The sequence below is a fragment of the Streptomyces sp. NPDC015127 genome (genome assembly GCF_043080095.1).
Taxonomy (GTDB): domain Bacteria; phylum Actinomycetota; class Actinomycetes; order Streptomycetales; family Streptomycetaceae; genus Streptomyces.
Map to the genome: position 1 here is coordinate 197,050 of NZ_JBIBVE010000004.1, position 16,902 is coordinate 213,951.

Below are 16,902 nucleotides of genomic sequence, written 5' to 3' on the forward strand. Positions count from 1 at the left end.
TTTCCACCGGCCCGTGTCCTCTGAAAGCATCCCGCCAAGGGTGGCTTCGGGGGAATGCGGCTGGGTGGGGGACGAGTGACGGGGTTCGTACTGCTGCGCGTCAGAGCGCACCGTCTGCTTCTCGCCGCGGCCCTGCTCGCCGTCGTGCTGACGACCTGTGTGCTCGCCGCACTCGCCGGCTTCTCCGGCTCGGTCGGCGACGCAGCGCTGCGCCACACACTCGGCGGCCGCGAGGCCGCGAACGCCTCGCTCGTCGTCACCGCCCGGGTCCCCGCCGAGCGGCACGCCTCCGCCCATGAGGCCGTCGTCCGCGGCGCGCGGGCATCGTTCGACGGGCTGCCGGTGACAGTACGGAAGCTGGAGCGGTCGGGCCCGTACGCGCTGCCGCGCTCGCTCCAGGCCCCCGAGGCCCGCAAGGGCGAACCGGATCTCACCCACTTCGCCGCCCTGGACGCCACCCGCGTCCGAACGGTGGCCGGTGCGCTGCCCGGCCCCGCCGGTGACGGCCCTGTCCCGGTGGCGCTGCCCGAGACGGCCGCGAAGCTGCTGGGTCTGAAACCGGGCGCGCAGCTCACCCTCACCGACCGGCTCACCGAGAAGCCGCTGATGATCAGGGTCACCGGCGTGTACCGGGCCACCGACCCGGCCGATCCGTACTGGCAACTGGACGCGCTCGGCGGTCGCGGCGTGCGCACCGTCGTCTTCACCACCTACGGGCCGCTGCTCGCCGACCCCTCGGCGCTCGCCTCCGGCCGCACCAGCGCCGGCGAGACGGCGTGGCTGGCCACCGCCGACTTCCGCACCGTCACCACCGACCGGATCGGCGCCCTCCGCTCGGCCGCCACGAGCGGACCCGGGGACCTCGCCGACGACCCGGCGTTCGGGGCCGCGCCGACCGTGCGGACGGCGCTGCCGAGGGTGCTGGCGCAGAGCGAGCGGGCGCTGCTGGTGGCGCGTTCCACCCTGCTGATCGTCGCCGTGCAGCTGGTGGTGCTCGCCGCGTACACCCTGCTTCTGGTGGCCCGGCTGCTGAGCAGCGAACGGGCGGGCGAGACCGGCCTGTTGCGCGCGCGGGGCGCGTCCCGGGGCCGGATCACGGCGCTCGCCGCGGTCGAGGCGGCGCTGCTGGCGCTGCCCGCCGCCGTCTGCGCTCCGCTGCTCGCAGGCCCGCTGACCCGGCTGCTGGCCGAGCACTCGGCGCTGACCCGTGCCGGGCTCCGCCTCGGCGAGGCGCCGACCGCACAGGTCTGGCTGGTGGCCGGGGCGGTCGCGGTGTGCTGTGCCGCGGCGGTGGTGGCGCCCGCGCTCGCCGCGACGGGTGACGCGCCACGCCGCGGCCGCGCACGCGCCCTGCCCGCGCCGGTCAGGGCCGGAGCCGATGTGGCACTGCTCGCCGTCGCGGTGGTGGCGTACTGGCAGCTCGACCGCCGGACGGGCGCCGCCGGTGGCGGCGCGCTCAGCGGTGATCGTGAGGGCGGCCTCGGCGTCGACCCGCTGCTGGTGGCGGCGCCCGCCCTCGCCCTCCTCGCGGGCACGGTGCTGACGCTGCGTCTGCTGCCGCCGGTGGCGAGGCTCGCCGAGCGCCGGGCGGCCGGCGGCCGGGGGCTGTCCGTTGCGCTGGCGGGCTGGCAGTTCAGTCGCAGGCCGTTGCGCGGCGCGGGCCCTGTCCTGCTGCTGGTGCTGGCGGTCGCGATGGGCATGCTGGCGGTCGGGCAGAGCGCGTCGTGGGACCGGTCGCAGCGCGACCAGGCCGACTTCCGGGCGGGCGCGTCGGTCCGTGTGACGGACGACGGGACGGGCGGGCCGGGGGACGCCGGGCTGTACGGATCGCTGCCCGGCGTGCGTGCGGCGGCCCCGGCCCACCGCACGGCGCTCCCGCTGTCCGGCGACCGCACGGCCATCGTGCTCGCGCTGGACACGGCAGGCGCGGACGAACACCTGCTGATGCGCGGCGACTTGGCGGACCAGGACCCGGCCGCGCCGCTGTCCGCCCTCGCCCCGGCGAGGAGTTCCAGGGCGGGCCTGCTCCTGCCCGAGGGCACCCGCCGCGTCACCCTGGACCTGCGTCTCACGAACGAGGACGCGCCGTCCGGGACGTCGCCGGGCGGCCTCGCGCTCAGGGCCGTCGCCGTCTTCGAGGACCGTCACGGGACCGCCTACCGGATGCCCGCGGGCGAACTGCCGGTCGACGGCCGCGTCCACCGGGTGGTCCTGGACCTGGACGGGACCGCCTCCGGCGGCCGGGCCGCCCCCGCCGGGCCGCTCGCGCTGACCGGTCTGCGGCTGCTCGACGCGCCGGTGCCCACGGCGGCCGAGCGGCACCGCCTCAGCGTCGAACGGGTCCTCGCGGCAGGCACCACGGGAGGCTTCCGCACCGTCGAGGTGCCCGAGGGGCTGCGCTGGGCCGGCACGTACACCGAGACGTGGGACGGCGAGGCGCGGAAGCCGGTGCCGGCGCGTGCCGACGGGACGGGGGCGAAGCCGCTGAGCGTCGCGTACGGGACCGGCCCGGCGCCGGTGAGCGAGGACCGGTGGGCTCCCGAGCCCACGTTCGCCGTCCAGGTCGCCGCCGTGCGTCCGGCGGCGCCGCGGCGGATCCCCGCGGTGGCGACGGACGCCTTCCTCGACGCGTCGGGCGCGCGACGCGGCGACAGCGTGGACGTCACCCTGGGCGGTGAGGAGCTGCGGGTGACGATCGTCCGCACGGTGCGGCAGTTGCCGACGACCGGGCCCGCCGCCGTGGCGGCCGCCGGCGCGGACCCGTCCGGGCAGAGCGGTGGACAGGCCGCCGACGGCGGCGGGTTGCTGCTCGATCTGCGCACGGTCAACGAAGCGCTGGCCCGGACGTCGGGCACGTCGCTGCGGCCCACCGAATGGTGGCTGAGCACCGCCCCCGGCACGGCCGCCGCGGCCGCCGCCGAGCTGCGGGCCCGCCCCGACGCGGAGCCGGGACAGGTGCTGGTGCGCGACGAGACCGCCGGCGAACTGCTGGGCGACCCGCTCGGGGCCGGGCCGCGCTCGGCGCTGCTCGCGGTCGCCGTGGTGGCCGCGGCACTGGCCGCGGTCGGTTTCGCGGTGAGCGCGGCGGGGTCGCTGCGTGAGCGGTCGGCGGAGTTCGCCGTGCTCCGCGCGCTCGGCACACCGCGCCGCCGGCTCGCCCGGCTGGTGGCCGCCGAGCAGTCCGTGCTGATCGGCATCGCGCTGCTGGTGGGGGTGGCCCTCGGCACGGTGCTGACCCGGGCCGTGGTGCCCCTGCTGGTCCTGACCGCGCAGGCCACGCAGCCCGTTCCGCAGGTCCTGGTGGAACTGCCCGCGGACCGCGTGGGTCTGCTGCTGGCCTCCGTCGCCGCGCTGCCGCTCGTGACCGTCGCCGTCATCGCCCTGCGCCGCGCCGACCCCGCGGTGACGCTGCGCCACCAGGGGGACAACTGACATGACCGCGAACCCCGCCGGCCGGCGGCCCGGGACACAGCCGAAGGAGGCACCCTCCGTGGGCCCGCACCGCCGCTTCGTCGCCCCCTGGGTCAGGACCCGGCTGCGCACGGCGCCCGGGGCCGCCCTGGCCTTCGGCGTCCTCGTACTGCTCACGTCGTTCCTGGCCGCCGCGTTCCCCCGGGCCGTGGACGCGTACGAGAACCGCGGGCTGCGCCATGACATCACCGGCGCCGCGCCGTCCCGGAGCGGGCTGGAACTGACCACGCCCCCGCCGCCCATCCAACTGCCCGACACCGCGCGGGAGGCGTCGCTGCTGCCCGCGCGGCTCGGTCCCGTCCACCGCCGGGTGCTCGGACTGCTGCCCGAGCCGGTGCGCGCCGATCCCGGCCAGTCGGCGTACGGAGTGCGGACCACGAAGACCCTGATCGCGCACGACCGCTGGCTGCCGCGACCCGACACCAAGTACCCCGAGTTCCTGCTGGCCGCCCAGAGCGGCCTCGCCGAGCACGCCACCGTGCGCGAGGGCCGGCTGCCGGGCGCCGCGGGGAGGGTGACCGCCGGGACGAAGGAGGTCGAGGCGGCCGTCACCGCACAGACGGCGAAGACGCTGAACATCAGGACCGGTTCGGTGGTGCATCTCGGCGACACGGCCGGGACGATCCTCTCGGTCCGGGTGACCGGCATCGTCGACCCCCGCGAGCCCGAGGGCGGTTACTGGTCCTACGAACCGCTCCTGCGCACCCCGGGGCTCGACTCCACCCCGACCGCCCTGCCGCTGATCTTCTGGAAGGGCGCGCTCCTGATCGCCCCGGAGGCGGCGCCCGCGCTGCTCGGCACCCCCGGCGAGCCGCAGCCCTACTGGCGGATCGCCCCGGAGACCGCGCATCTCACCGCGGCGGGCGTGCCCGGGCTGACGAGCCGTATCGCCTCCCTGGAGGACGGCCCCGACCTGCTGAGGCTCAAGGAGGCCGTCGACGAGAACGCCGCCCTGACGACGGACCTGGACGGCATCCTCGCCTCCTACGGCGCCATGCGGTCCGCGATCGCGCCGGTCGTGGCCGTCGCCGCGATCGGGGTCGCTGCCGTCGCCACGGTCGTGGTGCTCATGACCGGCGGCCTGTTCGCGGCCCGCCGCCGCAGCGAGATCGCCCTGCTGCGCTCGCGCGGCGGATCGCTGCGGGGCATCGGCGGCCGGCTGCTCGCCGAGACCGCCGTCGTCGCCGTGCCCGCCGCGGCCGCCGGACTGCTGGCCGCGGTCCTCGCCGTCGACGACGCGCGCCTGCCGTACGCGGCGCTGGGCGCCGGGGCCGTCGCCCTGGTCGCCTGCGCCGCCCTGCCGCTGCGCGCGACGGCCCAGCACCGCGTACCGCGCGCGCACCAAGGGCGCGACGACCTGGTGCTGTCGCGGCCCTCGGCGCGCCGCACGGTCGCCGAAGTGACCCTGCTCGTCCTGGCGGTGGGTGCGGTCGTCGCGCTGCGCCGCCGCGGCACCTCCGACGCGGGCGATCACCTGGTCAGCGCCGCGCCGGTCCTGGTGGCCCTGATCGCCGCGCTCGTCCTCGTACGGCTGTACCCACTGCCGCTGCGCTGGGCCGCGCGCCCCGCCGCACGGCTGCGCGGTGCGATCGGGTTCCTGTCGCTGGCCCGCGCGGGACGTTCGTCGGCGATCGGCGCGCTCCCGCTGCTCGCGCTGCTGGTGGCGCTGACGACGGCGGGCTTCGGCGGTTCGGTGCTCGCGGGTGTCGACGACGCGCGGGCGCGGGCGGCGCTGCTGGCCACCGGCGCGGACGCCCGGATCTCCGGGGACGCCGACGCTGTGGCCCTGCCGGCCGGCGCGGAGCGCGCCGTGCGCGAGGTGTCCGGCGTACGGACGGTGACCGCCGTGCAGATCGAGCACGCGCTGAACCTGCCGGCCGGAGACGACGCCCTGACGACCCCGCCGGCGGCGTCGCTGGTCGGCGTGGAGCCGAAGGGGTACGCGGCGCTGTCCGACGGGCTGGACCTGGGCGCCTTCCCAGCGGACACGCTGCGGTCACCTGGGAAAGGCGTGCTGCGGGCCGTCGCCTCCCCGGGCGTCGCCGAGTGGCTGGGCAAGGGACCGCGCCGGATCCGGTCGCTGGCGGGCGAGTTCACGGTGGAGATCGCGGCCGTACGGGAGCGCACGCCGGCCGTCACGTCCGCGGAGTTCCTGGTCGTGGACGGCTCCCGGCTGACCCAGCGCGCGCCCACCGCCCTGCTCGCCACCGGCGACACGGTGGACGGACGGGCCCTGCGAGCCGCCGTACACGGCCTCGACAAGGACCTCACCGTGCGGCTGCGCGCCGAGGCACGGGCGACGTTCACGGACTCGCCCCTGCAGTCGGGGGCGGAACGCATCTACGCGGCCGCCATCGGCGCGGGCGCGGGCTACGCCGTCCTCGCGCTGCTGCTGTCGCTGCTCCAGTCGGCGCCGGAACGCACCACGCTGCTCGCCAGGCTGCGCACCATGGGCCTGACCACCCGGCAGGGGCGCCAGCTGCTGGGTCTCGAAGCACTCCCCTCGGCGCTGCTCGCCGCGTCCGGAGGCGTACTCGTCGGCCTGGCCACCATCCGGCTGCTCGCCCCCGGCGTGGACCTGGTCCGCCTGGCGCTGGCCGCCGCACCGGGCGTCGCGCCGGTCGACGGCGTCTCTCTGCGGGCCGACGCCTGGTCGCTGGCGCTGCCCGCGGTCGGGGTGGTCCTGCTGACCGCGGCGGTCGCCGGGGTGCAGGCCTGGTGGACGGGGCGCCGAGGATCCGTCAACGAACTCAGGGCAGGAGACATGCGATGACCGACACCACCCTGGAGGAACTCGAACGCCGGGTCACGGCACGGCGCGAACGGCCCTCGTACGGGCACGACGCGCTGATCACCTGCGACCGGCTGGTCCGCGTGTTCTCCACGGACGGCGTCGAGGTGCAGGCCCTTCAGGGGCTCGATCTGCTCGTCAAGGAGGGCGAGTTGATGGCCCTGGTCGGCGCGTCGGGAAGCGGCAAGTCGACCCTGATGAACATCCTCGCCGGCCTCGACGTGCCCACGGCGGGCGCGGCGCGGGTCGCGGGCCGCGACCTGCTCACGATGGACGCCGGAGCCCGGCTGCGCTACCGCCGGGAGGTGGTGGGCTTCGTGTGGCAGCAGACCGCCCGGAACCTGCTGCCGTACCTGACGGCGGCGCAGAACGTGGCGCTGCCGATGCAATTGCGGGGCCGGAGCCGGCGCAAGGCGGAGCGCGTTCATGACCTGCTCACGATGCTCGGCGTCGCCGACTGCGCGGACCGCCGCCCGCGGCAGCTGTCCGGCGGCCAGCAGCAGCGCGTCGCGATCGCGGTCGCGCTCGCGAACTCCCCCTCGGTGCTGCTCGCGGACGAGCCCACGGGCGAGCTGGACTCGGCGACCGGCGAACAGGTCTTCGCCGCCTTCCGCCGCGCGAACGAGGAGCTGGGCACGACGATCGTGATCGTCACCCACGACCAGGCGGTCGCCTCCGAGGTCCGCCGCACGGTCGCCATCCGCGACGGCCGCACCTCATCCGAGGTCCTGCGCCGCACGGAGATCGACGCGACGACGGGCCAGGAATCGGTGGTGGCCCGCGAGTACGCGATGCTGGACCGCGCGGGCCGCCTCCAGCTCCCCACCGAATACACGACGGCCCTCGGCATGGCGGACCGGGTGGCCCTGGAACTGGAACCAGACCACATCACCATCTGGCCGGACACCCCGCCCTCTGCGTGACCGCCTCGGCCCGCGAAGCGGGCAGAGGCGGGGGAACGGGGGCGAAGCCCTGCCGGGGCGGCGCGGCACCCTTTCCCGGACGGAACCCGCGCCCGCCAAGCGGGCCGGGCAGGGGCACTCCCGCGCTGCGGAGCCGGAATCAGCGAACCCGGCGGGGCCGGCGCACGCGCCGCGCAGCGGGCGCAGCCAGGGGCACGGGGCCGAGCCACCAGGCCCCCTCAGAGTTTCCGGGAGGCGTCCCCCACACGCCGGGCCGGCGCACGCCCCGCGCAGCGGGCGCAACCGGGGGTCACGGGGGCGGAGCCCCCGGGTCTCGTCAGAGTTTCGGGGAGGGGCGGGGTGGGGGCATTCCCCCCACACGCACCGGCACGCCCACGCGCCGCGAGCGGACGCAACCGGAGGTGACGGGGCGGAGCCCCCGGGTCTCGTCAGAGTTTCCCCACACGCCGGGCCGGCGCACGCGCCGCGCAGCGGACGCAGCCGGGGGAACGGGCCCGAGCCACCAGGCCCCGTCAGAGTTTCCGGGAGGCGTCGGGGTGAGGGCATCCCCACGCGCCGGGACGGCGCACGCGCCGCGCAGCGGGCGCAGCCAGGGGCACGGGGCCGAGCCACCAGGCCCCCTCAGAGTTTCCGGGAGGCGTCCCCCACACGCCGGGCCGGCGCACGCCCCGCGCAGCGGGCGCAACCGGGGGTCACGGGGGCGGAGCCCCCGGGTCTCGTCAGAGTTTCGGGGAGGGGCGGGGTGGGGGAACTCCACGCCGCCGGGGCCCGGCGTCGTCAGGACGTCGGGCGCACCGGTGTCACACTCAACCCGCCCAGCCCATTCGTGCGCACCGCCACCGACCCGTACGGCGTCCGCAGCCTCAGCCACGTCCCCGACGACAGCAGCGCCACCGGCACTCCCGGGCGCAGGAAGCCCAGGGCCTGGGCCGCGTGCACGGCGCGCAGCGGCAAGCCCGTGCCGCCCACCGTGCGCGACCAGATCTCGCGGCCGATGCGGTCCCGCTCGGCGCGCGTGCGCCGCTGCGCCGGCAGTGCCTCGTCCCGCGTGCGGAACTCCGCGACGGCCGCCGCCACCGCACCCCGCATCGCCTGCACGTCCGGCAGCCCGGCCAGCTCGCGCCAGCCGCCGCGGGGCGGCAGCACCCCGGCCCACGGCGGCCCCGTCACCGCACCCGGCACCCTGAACTCCGCGCCGCCCAGCGACTCCAGCAGCTCCCCGGCCGACACGGTGACGTCCAGCTCGACGGGTTCGGCGAGCCTCGCCGTACGGATCGCGAGCACCTCGAAGGAGGGCGGACGTCCGAAGACGGCCAGCGCACCACTGCCAGCCTGCAGCCTGACCGCGGCGGCGCGGTCGTAGTGGATCAGCCGGGCGAGGAAGGCGGCGAGATCGTCCGCCTCCCTCGCGTCGGCGAGATGCAGGCTATGCACGGGTACGGACATGGGCACGGTCATGCGACGAGGGCGTCCTCGGGCTTGTCGTCGGGGCCCGCGGCCTCGTCGTCGAGATACTTCCGGAGGAACGACTTCTCCTCCGCGCTGATCCGGCGCGGCCTGCCCTCGGCCAGGTTGTAGGGGACGACGACCGTCGAGGCCCGCACGTACACCTGCTCGGGGTCGTCCGCCTCCTTCACCTCGTAGGCGATGGTCAGCGACGCCGCGGCGATCCGGGTCACCCACGACTCGATGACCACCGGCTCATGCCGGTGGACCAGCGGCCGCACGTAGTCGATCTCGTGGCGGGCGACCACCGATCCGCCGGAGAAGGACGGCGAACCGTCCCCCGGCGCCAGCCGGAACATGAAGTCGATCCGCGCCTCTTCCAGATACCGCAGGAAGACGACGTTGTTGACGTGCCCGAAGGCGTCCATGTCCGACCAGCGCAGGGGACAGCGGTAGATGTGGCGAGCCATACGCTGCCTCAGCCCCGGGTGAGCTTCTTGTAGGTGGCACGGTGCGGACGAGCCGCGTCCGGGCCGAGACGCTCGATCTTGTTCTTCTCGTACGACTCGAAGTTGCCCTCGAACCAGAACCACTTGGAGTCGCCCTCGTACGCCAGGATGTGCGTGGCGACGCGGTCGAGGAACCAGCGGTCGTGGGAGACGACCACGGCCGCACCGGGGAACTCCAGCAGCGCGTTCTCGAGGGAGGACAGCGTCTCCACGTCGAGGTCGTTGGTCGGCTCGTCGAGGAGCAGCAGGTTGCCGCCCTGCTTGAGGGTGAGCGCCAGGTTCAGGCGGTTGCGCTCACCGCCGGAGAGGACTCCGGCCGGCTTCTGCTGGTCCGGGCCCTTGAAGCCGAAGGCGCTCACGTAGGCGCGGGACGGCATCTCGACCTGGCCGACGTTGATGTAGTCCAGCTCGTCGGAGACGACGGCCCACAGCGTCTTCTTGGCGTCGATGTTGGCACGGCTCTGGTCGACGTACGAGATCTTGACGGTCTCGCCGACCTTGATCTCGCCCGAGTCCGGCTTCTCCAGGCCCTGGATCATCTTGAACAGCGTCGTCTTGCCGGCGCCGTTCGGGCCGATGACGCCGACGATGCCGTTGCGCGGCAGCGTGAAGGACAGGTCGTCGATGAGGACCTTGTCGCCGAACGCCTTGGAGAGGTTGTTCACCTCGACCACGACGGAGCCCAGACGCGGGCCCGGCGGGATCTGGATCTCCTCGAAGTCCAGCTTCCGCATCTTGTCGGCCTCGGCGGCCATCTCCTCGTAACGCGCGAGGCGGGCCTTGGACTTGGCCTGCCGCCCCTTCGCGTTCGAGCGGACCCACTCCAGCTCTTCCTTGAGGCGCTTCTGGCGCTTGGCGTCCTTCTGACCCTCGACCTTGAGGCGGGATGCCTTGTTCTCCAGGTACGTGGAGTAGTTGCCCTCGTACGGGTGGGCGCGGCCGCGGTCGAGCTCGAGGATCCACTCCGCGACGTTGTCGAGGAAGTAGCGGTCGTGGGTGATGGCGACGACGGTGCCGGCGTACTTGGCGAGGTGCGCCTCCAGCCACTGGACCGACTCGGCGTCGAGGTGGTTGGTGGGCTCGTCGAGGAGCAGCAGGTCGGGGGCCTCGAGGAGCAGCTTGCACAGGGCGACGCGGCGCTTCTCACCACCGGAGAGGTTGGTGACGGGCCAGTCGGCGGGCGGGCAGCCGAGGGCGTCCATGGCCTGCTCGAGCTGGGCGTCGAGGTCCCAGGCGTTGGCGTGGTCCAGCTCCTCCTGGAGCTTGCCCATCTCCTCCATCAGCTCGTCCGTGTACTCGGTCGCCATCTGCTCGGCGATCTCGTTGAAGCGGTCGAGCTTGCCCTTGACCTCGGCGACGCCCTGCTGGACGTTCTCCAGGACGGTCTTGGACTCGTCGAGCGGCGGCTCCTGGAGGAGGATGCCGACGGAGTAGCCGGGCGAGAGGAAGGCGTCACCGTTGGACGGCTGCTCCAGACCGGCCATGATCTTCAGCACGGTGGACTTACCGGCGCCGTTGGGGCCGACCACACCGATCTTCGCACCGGGCAGGAAGCTCAGCGTCACGTCATCGAGGATGACCTTGTCGCCGTGCGCCTTGCGCGTCTTGCGCATCGTGTAGATGTACTCAGCCAAGAGAAACCGTCCGGCAAGCAGTGGGTGGGCAGATACACCCATCTTGCCGTACGCCGCCCCCCGGACGGAAACCGCGGCCCGCGCCACGTGAGACGGCCCAGCACACGGCGCACAGGGGACCCGGCATGCGACGCGCGAGGAACCCGGCGCGCGACGGGCCCGGCACACGACGTGAGAGGGGCCCGGCACGTCACCCGTGCCGGGCCCCTCTGTCAGCGCTGTGTCACATCACGCGGTCGTTCGCTCACTCGCCGGCGGCCGACGTCTTCCTGCGGAGGAACAACACCGCGCCGCCGCCGATCAGCACCAGCACGATCGCGATGCCCGCGATCATCGGCGTGGCGCTGGAGCCGCCGGTCTCGGCGAGGTCGCCCTCGGGGCCCTCGGCGCCCGCGGACGTGCCGCCGGCCGACGCCGGGCTGGGCTGGGACGAGGGGGTCTCGGTGCCCGGCTGCGGCGTGCCCTGGGTCTTGCAGTCCAGGACGCCCTTGAAGTTCTTCTTGAAGCCACCGGGGCCGGTGATCGTGAAGTCGTACGCCTGGTCCTCGGCGACCGGCACGGTCACCGTCCGGGACTCACCGGCCGGGATGGTGTGCTTGATGCCGGCGAGCTCGAAGGTGAACGGGGAGTCGCCCTTGTTGCCGGCGGTGATGTCGACGCCGCCCTTGGCGCAGTTCTTCTCCGCGGTGACGGACGGGATCGGACCCGTCTTCGCCCACGTCGCGGTGGCGGTCGCGGAGACCGTGGACTGGCTGGAGCCGGCCAGGATCTGGGTCTGGCTCTTGCTCGCGCTGGCGAACGCGCGGCCCACCGGGACCGACATGGTCGCCTGGGCGCTCAGCGAGGCCGTCCCGTCGGCGGCGCCGGCCGGAACGTCGAAGTACAGCTTGCTGCCGTTGGCCGCGGAGGTGACCGGCTTGCCCGCCTCGTCCGTGATCTTGATGCCGCTGGCGGCGGCGTCGGCGGGCGGCGTCACCGTCACCTGACCGGCGTCGGTACGCACCGTCACCGGGCCGATGCGGCTGCCGGCCTTGCCGGAGACCGCGTTCGGCTCGAGGCTCAGCGACGCCTTGGGCTCGGCGACATCCTTGGCGGACGTCTCCAGCCAGTCGGCCAGCTTCTCCGCCTGCGGGTCGAGCGCCTCGACGTCGGCGCCGTCCGAGAAACGCCAGATGGCGACCTGGGTGCCGGCCGCCGCGGTCTCGGCGGTCAGCGACCCGGCGTCGGCACCCTTGGCCAGGGCCGCCAGGTCGTCGACCTGGGGGTAGGAGTGCTCGAGGATCCAGCGGATCTTGCCCGCGTTCTTGTTGGATCCCAGCGACGTCTGGTCCCAGGGAGTCTCCAGGTACTTGGCCTGGGACTGGGTCGGGTTGTGGATGTCGATGCAGTACGTCTTGAGCTGACCGCCGCCCTCGACCGTCATCTCGAAGAGCCCGGCGGGGATCTCCTGATCCTTGCCGCCGTTGTGCAGCACGGCCTTGTCGAACGTCTTCAGCCCGTCCAGCGTGGCGACGGCGCCGCCCTGGTGCTGAGTGCCGTCGTCGGCGGCGGCCATGCCCGCGCCGGCGAGGGTGCCTGTGGCGATCAGGCCCGATACGAGGGCCGCCGCGGCAAGACGCGCGGCGCGCCGCCTGCGTACAGCAGACGCAGAGAACACAGCAAACACAGCAGAATTCCCCTCTGGGCGAGACCTTCGCGTGTGACGCGTGGGGGAAGTGTCTCGCCAGCTAACTCAAGTGCCCCGTGAGTACCCGGGAATCCTATGGACGGCGCGCACCCCGGTCCCCCGCCATGTCATCAGATAACCATTCCGACTCGTAATCGTTATCACCGTCGGTCAGTTCACCCCCTGATCACCCCTTTTACCGGCCGCGATCCGCGGAGCGGCATCGCCGCACGACGCCCAACTGCCCCTCAGGGGACGGCAACCGGCTCCCGCGCCTGCCGAACCACCACCGTCTCCTCGGACTCGCCCGGCCCCTCGTCGCGCCGGGCCGCCGGAACCGGCTCACCCCTCGTCACCCGCCGGAACGCCGCCGTCCCGCGCGTCAGGTCGTGCCCCGCCGCCGTCGCGTCGATGTCCACGAACGTCCGGCGCCTGCCCTCGCCGTCCTCCTCACGCACCTTCAACCTGCCGTGCACCACGAGCGGTTCACCGACGGACACCGAGCCGGCCAGATTCGCCGCCAGTGACCGCCAGGCGAAGACCGTGTAGAAGCTCGTCGGCCCGTCCGCCCAGTTGCCGTTCTGCCGGTCCCACCGCCGCGAGGGCACCGCGAAGCGAAATCGCGCCATCCCTCCGGTGGCCGTTTCCCGGTACTCCACATTCGTGGCCACATTCCCCACCACCGTCACCATGGTGTCGTTCATGACGGTCACCTCTCCGTCCGGTTGCCTTGCCCGATCGCTGTCTTCCGGGCTCCATGCTGGACCGGACGGAGAAGCCCCGCAGACGCCTGTGGACGGACGTCCCGTTGTGGACAACTCCGTCACCCGATCCGGGTACGCACCCTTCCGCGTCCCGTGACCGGCCCCGCCCCCGGCCGAGTCGTCCCCGACACCGTCGCGTACTGCTCCCGCACCTCCCGGTAGCGCATGAGCTCCGCCGAGATCGGGTCGAGCACCTTGGCCCTGCCGCACCCCGCGGCCGCCTCCTGCAACCTGCGTCTGACGTCCTGTCCGTACCGCCGCGCGGGCCCCTTGGCCACCGCCGCGCACGCCCACTCCACCAGCGGGCCGCCCACGATCCCCGCGAGCATCACCAGCACCGGCGGAAGGAGGCCCGGCTCCAGCACGCCGAAGATCTGGCCCACCAGCCACAGCCCGCCGTAGATCTGAAGCAGCGTCATCGACGCCTGGGCCAGCACGGCGGCCGGCCACCACGCAGGGCGCTGCGGCCGTCCGCTCGTCGCCGCGGCCTCGCGCGCCGCCAGCTCGTCCAGCGCCTCGGGCAGGCCCTGGGAGCCCCGTACCGCCGCCTCCCGCACCGCCTGTCCCCAGGGGGCGGGCAGCCCGCGCGACGCCTCGGAGGCGACTGTGCGGACCGCCTGCTCGACCCGCTGGCGCGCGGTCAGTTCCTTCTCCACCGGAGCGGTGGGCTGGACCAGGGCGGCCCCCGGCATGCGCTTGCGCTCGTACCAGCGCCACAGCCGCAGCCAGGGCGTCCCGCACGCCCGCCCCGCGTTCCTGCGCCACTCGCGCTCGGCCGCCTCACCGGCCGCCGTCGCGCCGACCGCGTCCGCGAGCCGTGCCGAGAAGTCCTCTCGGGCACGCTCGTCCAGACCCGTGCGCCCCTCGGCGACGTACACCGGGCGCAGCTTCGCCGCCGCCGCGTCCACGTCCGCGGACAGCCGCAGCGCCGCTGCCTGCTGTCCCTGCACGAACGCGCCGATGATCTCCCGCAGTTCGCCCACGCCCTCGCCGGTCAGCGCGGACAGCGCGAGGACGGTGGCGCCCGGTTCGCCGTGCTCGCCCAGCGCCATGCCGTCCTCGTCGAGGAGGCGACGCAGATCGTCGAGCACCTGGTCGGCGGCCTCGCCGGGCAGCCGGTCGATCTGGTTGAGCACCACGAACGTGACCTCGGCATGGCCGGCGAGCGGCCTCAGGTACCGCTCGTGCAGGGCCGCGTCTGCGTACTTCTCGGGGTCGACGACCCAGATGACGGCGTCGACGAGCGCGAGCACCCGGTCGACCTGCTCCCGGTGGTACACCAGGGCCGAGTCGTGGTCGGGCAGGTCGATCAGCACCAGCCCCTGCAACTGCTCGTCGCCGTCGCCGCCGGCGAGCGGCCTGCGGCGCAGCCGTCCGGGGATGGCGAGCCGGTCCAGCAGGCCCGCGGCGCCGTCCGACCAGGTGCAGGCGATGGGCGCCGACGTGGTCGGCCTGCGCAGCCCGGTCTCCGCGATGCGCACCCCGGCGAGCGCGTTGAACAGGGTCGACTTGCCGCTGCCCGTCGCCCCCGCGACGGCGACGACCGTATGGCGGGAGGAGAGCCGCTGGCGGGCGGCGGCCTCGTCGAGGACCCGGCCGGCCTCCGCGAGGGTGCGGCCGTCCAGGCGGGTCTGGGAGAGTCCCAGCAGTTCACGCAGCGCGTTCAGGCGGTTGCGCAGCGGTCCGACGTAGGAGCCGCCGATCGGCAGGTGGTCGTCCCGGTCCCGCGCCAGGGCACCGTGGTGACCGGCCTCGTCCTCGTCGGTCTCCGCGGCGTCGTCCGCGGACCGCGTCTCGGCGCGACGCGCGATCAGCCCGTCGTCCCAGCGGTCACCGGCCCGGTCAGCGTCGGCGGCCCCGTTCAGGCTCCCGTTCACGGCGCCGTCCACGGTCCCGTGCACAGCACCGTTCAGGGCCGCGTTCACAGCCCCGGCGACGGTCTCGTTCCCCGTCTCGTTGTGGTCGTCGGTGACGGCGGTCACCCGCGCTCACCTCTCCTTCTGCAGTAGGGACAGCGCGGCGATCAGCTCGGCCTGCGGCTCGGGGGTCACTTCGAGTGCGTCCAGGGGCGCCAGCCGGCGGTCCCGTTCGCTGTGCAGCACGCCGTCGATGTACGCCGAGACCAGCTCGCCGCCCTTGTCGCGCAGCCGCAGCGCCCCCTGGGCGCCCATCCGTTCGGCCAGCCGCTCCCCCGCCCCCCGCGCGCGGCGGCCGCCGAGCAGCGCGGTGGCGAGGAGCGCGGCGACGGTCTCGGCGTCGGGGGCGGTGTTGCGTTCCATCCCCCGCACCTCCTCCTCGGCGATCTCCTCAAGGACCCGCCGCCATCGGCGTACGGCCATCCCGATCCGCTCGCCCGACTCCAGGTCGACCCGGTGGTGCGGGGAGACGGCCTCCGCGGCGGGCTCGCGTCGCCAGGCGCTCTGCACCTGCTCGTCGGCGGCAGCCACGGCACATTGCAGGAGCGCGGACAGGCTGGCGACGAGGGCGTCGAGCAGTTCGGCCGCCGTGCTGTCGCGGGGGTAGCCGCGCCAGCGGGTGCGGGCGTCACCGGCGAGGACGGCACCGGCGCGCAGTTGCCCGCGTACGCGCTCGCGCTGTTTCTCGTACGCCTCCTCCACGGCGCCCGTGAGCCGTACGGCGGCCGCGTACTGGGCCGCGACCGCGCTCGCCAGCTCCGGCATCCGCGCGTCCAGGGACGCGATCACGCCGCCCGCGGTGCGCCCGAGCGCCTGCTGGCGCGCCGCCGGGTCCTGCGCCCGGTGGGCCAGCCAGGACAGCAGGGGCGCGACGGCGGTCGTGGGCAGCAGCCCGTTGCCGACGGCCGCGGACTCGGGCAGCTCGGGGATCGTGAACCGCGGCACATGGCCGAGTCCGGCCTTCGTCAGCAGCGCCGCGTACTGCCGCGACACCTCGTCGACGACCTGGTGCGGCACCCGGTCGAGGACGGTGATCAGCGTGGCGTCGTACTCCTTGGCCGTACGCAGCAGGTGCCACGGCACGGCGTCCGCGTAGCGCGAGGCGGTGGTCACCATGACCCATACGTCGGCCGCGCAGATCAACTCGGCGGCCAGCACGCGGTTCTCCACGACGAGCGAGTCGATGTCGGGCGCGTCCAGGAGCGCGAGGCCGCGCGGCAGGGTGGAGGCGGTCTCGATCCGCAGCGACCTCTCCGCCACGGCCTGGGCCCCGGCCCTGCGGTGCCGCCCGCCCGCGTCCCGCTCGGCCTCCTCGTCGGCGGGCGGCATCCACAGGCGGGTGAGGTGCGGGAGCACCCGCATGCCGGCGAACCAGTGGTGGTCGTCGGGGTGACAGACGAGCACGGGGGTCCGCGTGGTCGGCCGCAGCACGCCGGCCTCGCTGACCTTCCTGCCCACAAGGGAGTTGACGAGGGTGGACTTTCCGGCGCCGGTGGATCCGCCGATCACGGCGAGCAGGGGGGCGTCGGGGTCCTTGAGGCGGGGCACGAGATAGTCGTCGAGCTGCGCGAGCAGCTCGACACGCGTCTGCCGGGCGCGAGGCGCGCCGAGAAGGGGGAGCGGCAGACGCACGGCGGCGACACGGTCGCGCAGGGCGGAAAGTGCGTCGATCAGCTGAGGCCGTGCATCCAAGGTCACCACATGCGAAGAATGCCCAATTTGATCGGCTTTTTGAAGCGTATGGGCATCTCTGCGCGCCGATCGGACAGACGGGACACATGG

At 74.3% G+C, this 16,902-nt stretch carries 10 protein-coding genes; 3 read left to right on the forward strand and 7 right to left on the reverse strand.

All coding sequences use genetic code 11. The features are described from left to right. Nucleotides 1-75: 75 nt before the first annotated feature. The 3 genes from ACF08N_RS09780 to ACF08N_RS09790 are packed head-to-tail and all read left to right on the forward strand — an operon-like array spanning nt 76 to nt 7,185. Nucleotides 76-3,432 (forward strand): FtsX-like permease family protein, encoded by a 3,357-nt coding sequence (locus ACF08N_RS09780; protein WP_392324069.1) that lies wholly within the window; start codon nt 76-78, stop codon nt 3,430-3,432. Between the two features lies 1 nt (nt 3,433). Then, nucleotides 3,434-6,244, forward strand: a complete 2,811-nt coding sequence (locus ACF08N_RS09785; protein WP_392324070.1) for an ABC transporter permease — start codon at nt 3,434-3,436, stop codon at nt 6,242-6,244. Beyond that, on the forward strand, nt 6,241-7,185 hold the full coding sequence (locus ACF08N_RS09790; RefSeq protein WP_392324071.1) for an ABC transporter ATP-binding protein: 945 nt from the start codon (nt 6,241-6,243) through the stop codon (nt 7,183-7,185). The genes ACF08N_RS09785 and ACF08N_RS09790 overlap by 4 nt, the downstream gene beginning before the upstream one ends. 777 nt (nt 7,186-7,962) lie before the next feature. Here the strand turns inward: ACF08N_RS09790 and ACF08N_RS09795 are convergent. The 7 genes from ACF08N_RS09795 to ACF08N_RS09825 all read right to left on the reverse strand — a co-directional run bounded on the left by ACF08N_RS09795 (nt 7,963) and on the right by ACF08N_RS09825 (nt 16,812). Then, complete coding sequence (locus ACF08N_RS09795; protein ID WP_392324323.1) at nt 7,963-8,631, reverse strand: hypothetical protein; 669 nt, start codon at nt 8,629-8,631, stop codon at nt 7,963-7,965. 8 nt (nt 8,632-8,639) lie between these two features. Continuing rightward, nucleotides 8,640-9,101 carry an acyl-CoA thioesterase gene (locus ACF08N_RS09800; protein ID WP_392324072.1) on the reverse strand — a complete coding sequence of 154 codons (462 nt, stop codon included), beginning with the start codon at nt 9,099-9,101 and terminating at the stop codon, nt 8,640-8,642. Nucleotides 9,102-9,109: 8 nt separating this feature from the next. Next, nucleotides 9,110-10,774, reverse strand: coding sequence for an energy-dependent translational throttle protein EttA (ettA, locus tag ACF08N_RS09805; protein WP_392324073.1), 1,665 nt, complete (start codon nt 10,772-10,774; stop codon nt 9,110-9,112). Between the two features lie 244 nt (nt 10,775-11,018). Further along, the gene (locus ACF08N_RS09810; protein ID WP_392324074.1) at nt 11,019-12,431 is read right to left on the reverse strand and encodes a Cys-Gln thioester bond-forming surface protein; all 1,413 of its coding nucleotides are present in this window, start codon (nt 12,429-12,431) and stop codon (nt 11,019-11,021) included. 257 nt (nt 12,432-12,688) lie between these two features. Continuing rightward, on the reverse strand, nt 12,689-13,144 hold the full coding sequence (locus ACF08N_RS09815) for a single-stranded DNA-binding protein (RefSeq protein ID WP_392324075.1): 456 nt from the start codon (nt 13,142-13,144) through the stop codon (nt 12,689-12,691). A gap of 119 nt (nt 13,145-13,263) precedes the next feature. After that, entirely contained in the window at nt 13,264-15,186 is a 1,923-nt protein-coding gene (locus ACF08N_RS09820) for a GTPase (protein ID WP_392324076.1), read from the reverse strand. A 6-nt stretch (nt 15,187-15,192) separates the two neighbouring features. After that, nucleotides 15,193-16,812 (reverse strand): dynamin family protein, encoded by a 1,620-nt coding sequence (locus tag ACF08N_RS09825; protein ID WP_392324077.1) that lies wholly within the window; start codon nt 16,810-16,812, stop codon nt 15,193-15,195. Nucleotides 16,813-16,902: the final 90 nt, after the last annotated feature.

What these genes read in the sequence shown, in the direction of transcription:
- ACF08N_RS09785 (WP_392324070.1), top strand. Translation starts at nt 3,434, where the DNA reads ATGACCGCGAACCCCGCCGGCCGGCGGCCCGGGACACAGCCGAAGGAG.
- ACF08N_RS09790 (WP_392324071.1), top strand. Translation starts at nt 6,241, where the DNA reads ATGACCGACACCACCCTGGAGGAACTCGAACGCCGGGTCACGGCACGG.
- ACF08N_RS09795 (WP_392324323.1), bottom strand. Translation starts at nt 8,631, where the DNA reads ATGTCCGTACCCGTGCATAGCCTGCATCTCGCCGACGCGAGGGAGGCG.
- ACF08N_RS09800 (WP_392324072.1), bottom strand. Translation starts at nt 9,101, where the DNA reads ATGGCTCGCCACATCTACCGCTGTCCCCTGCGCTGGTCGGACATGGAC.
- ACF08N_RS09815 (WP_392324075.1), bottom strand. Translation starts at nt 13,144, where the DNA reads ATGAACGACACCATGGTGACGGTGGTGGGGAATGTGGCCACGAATGTG.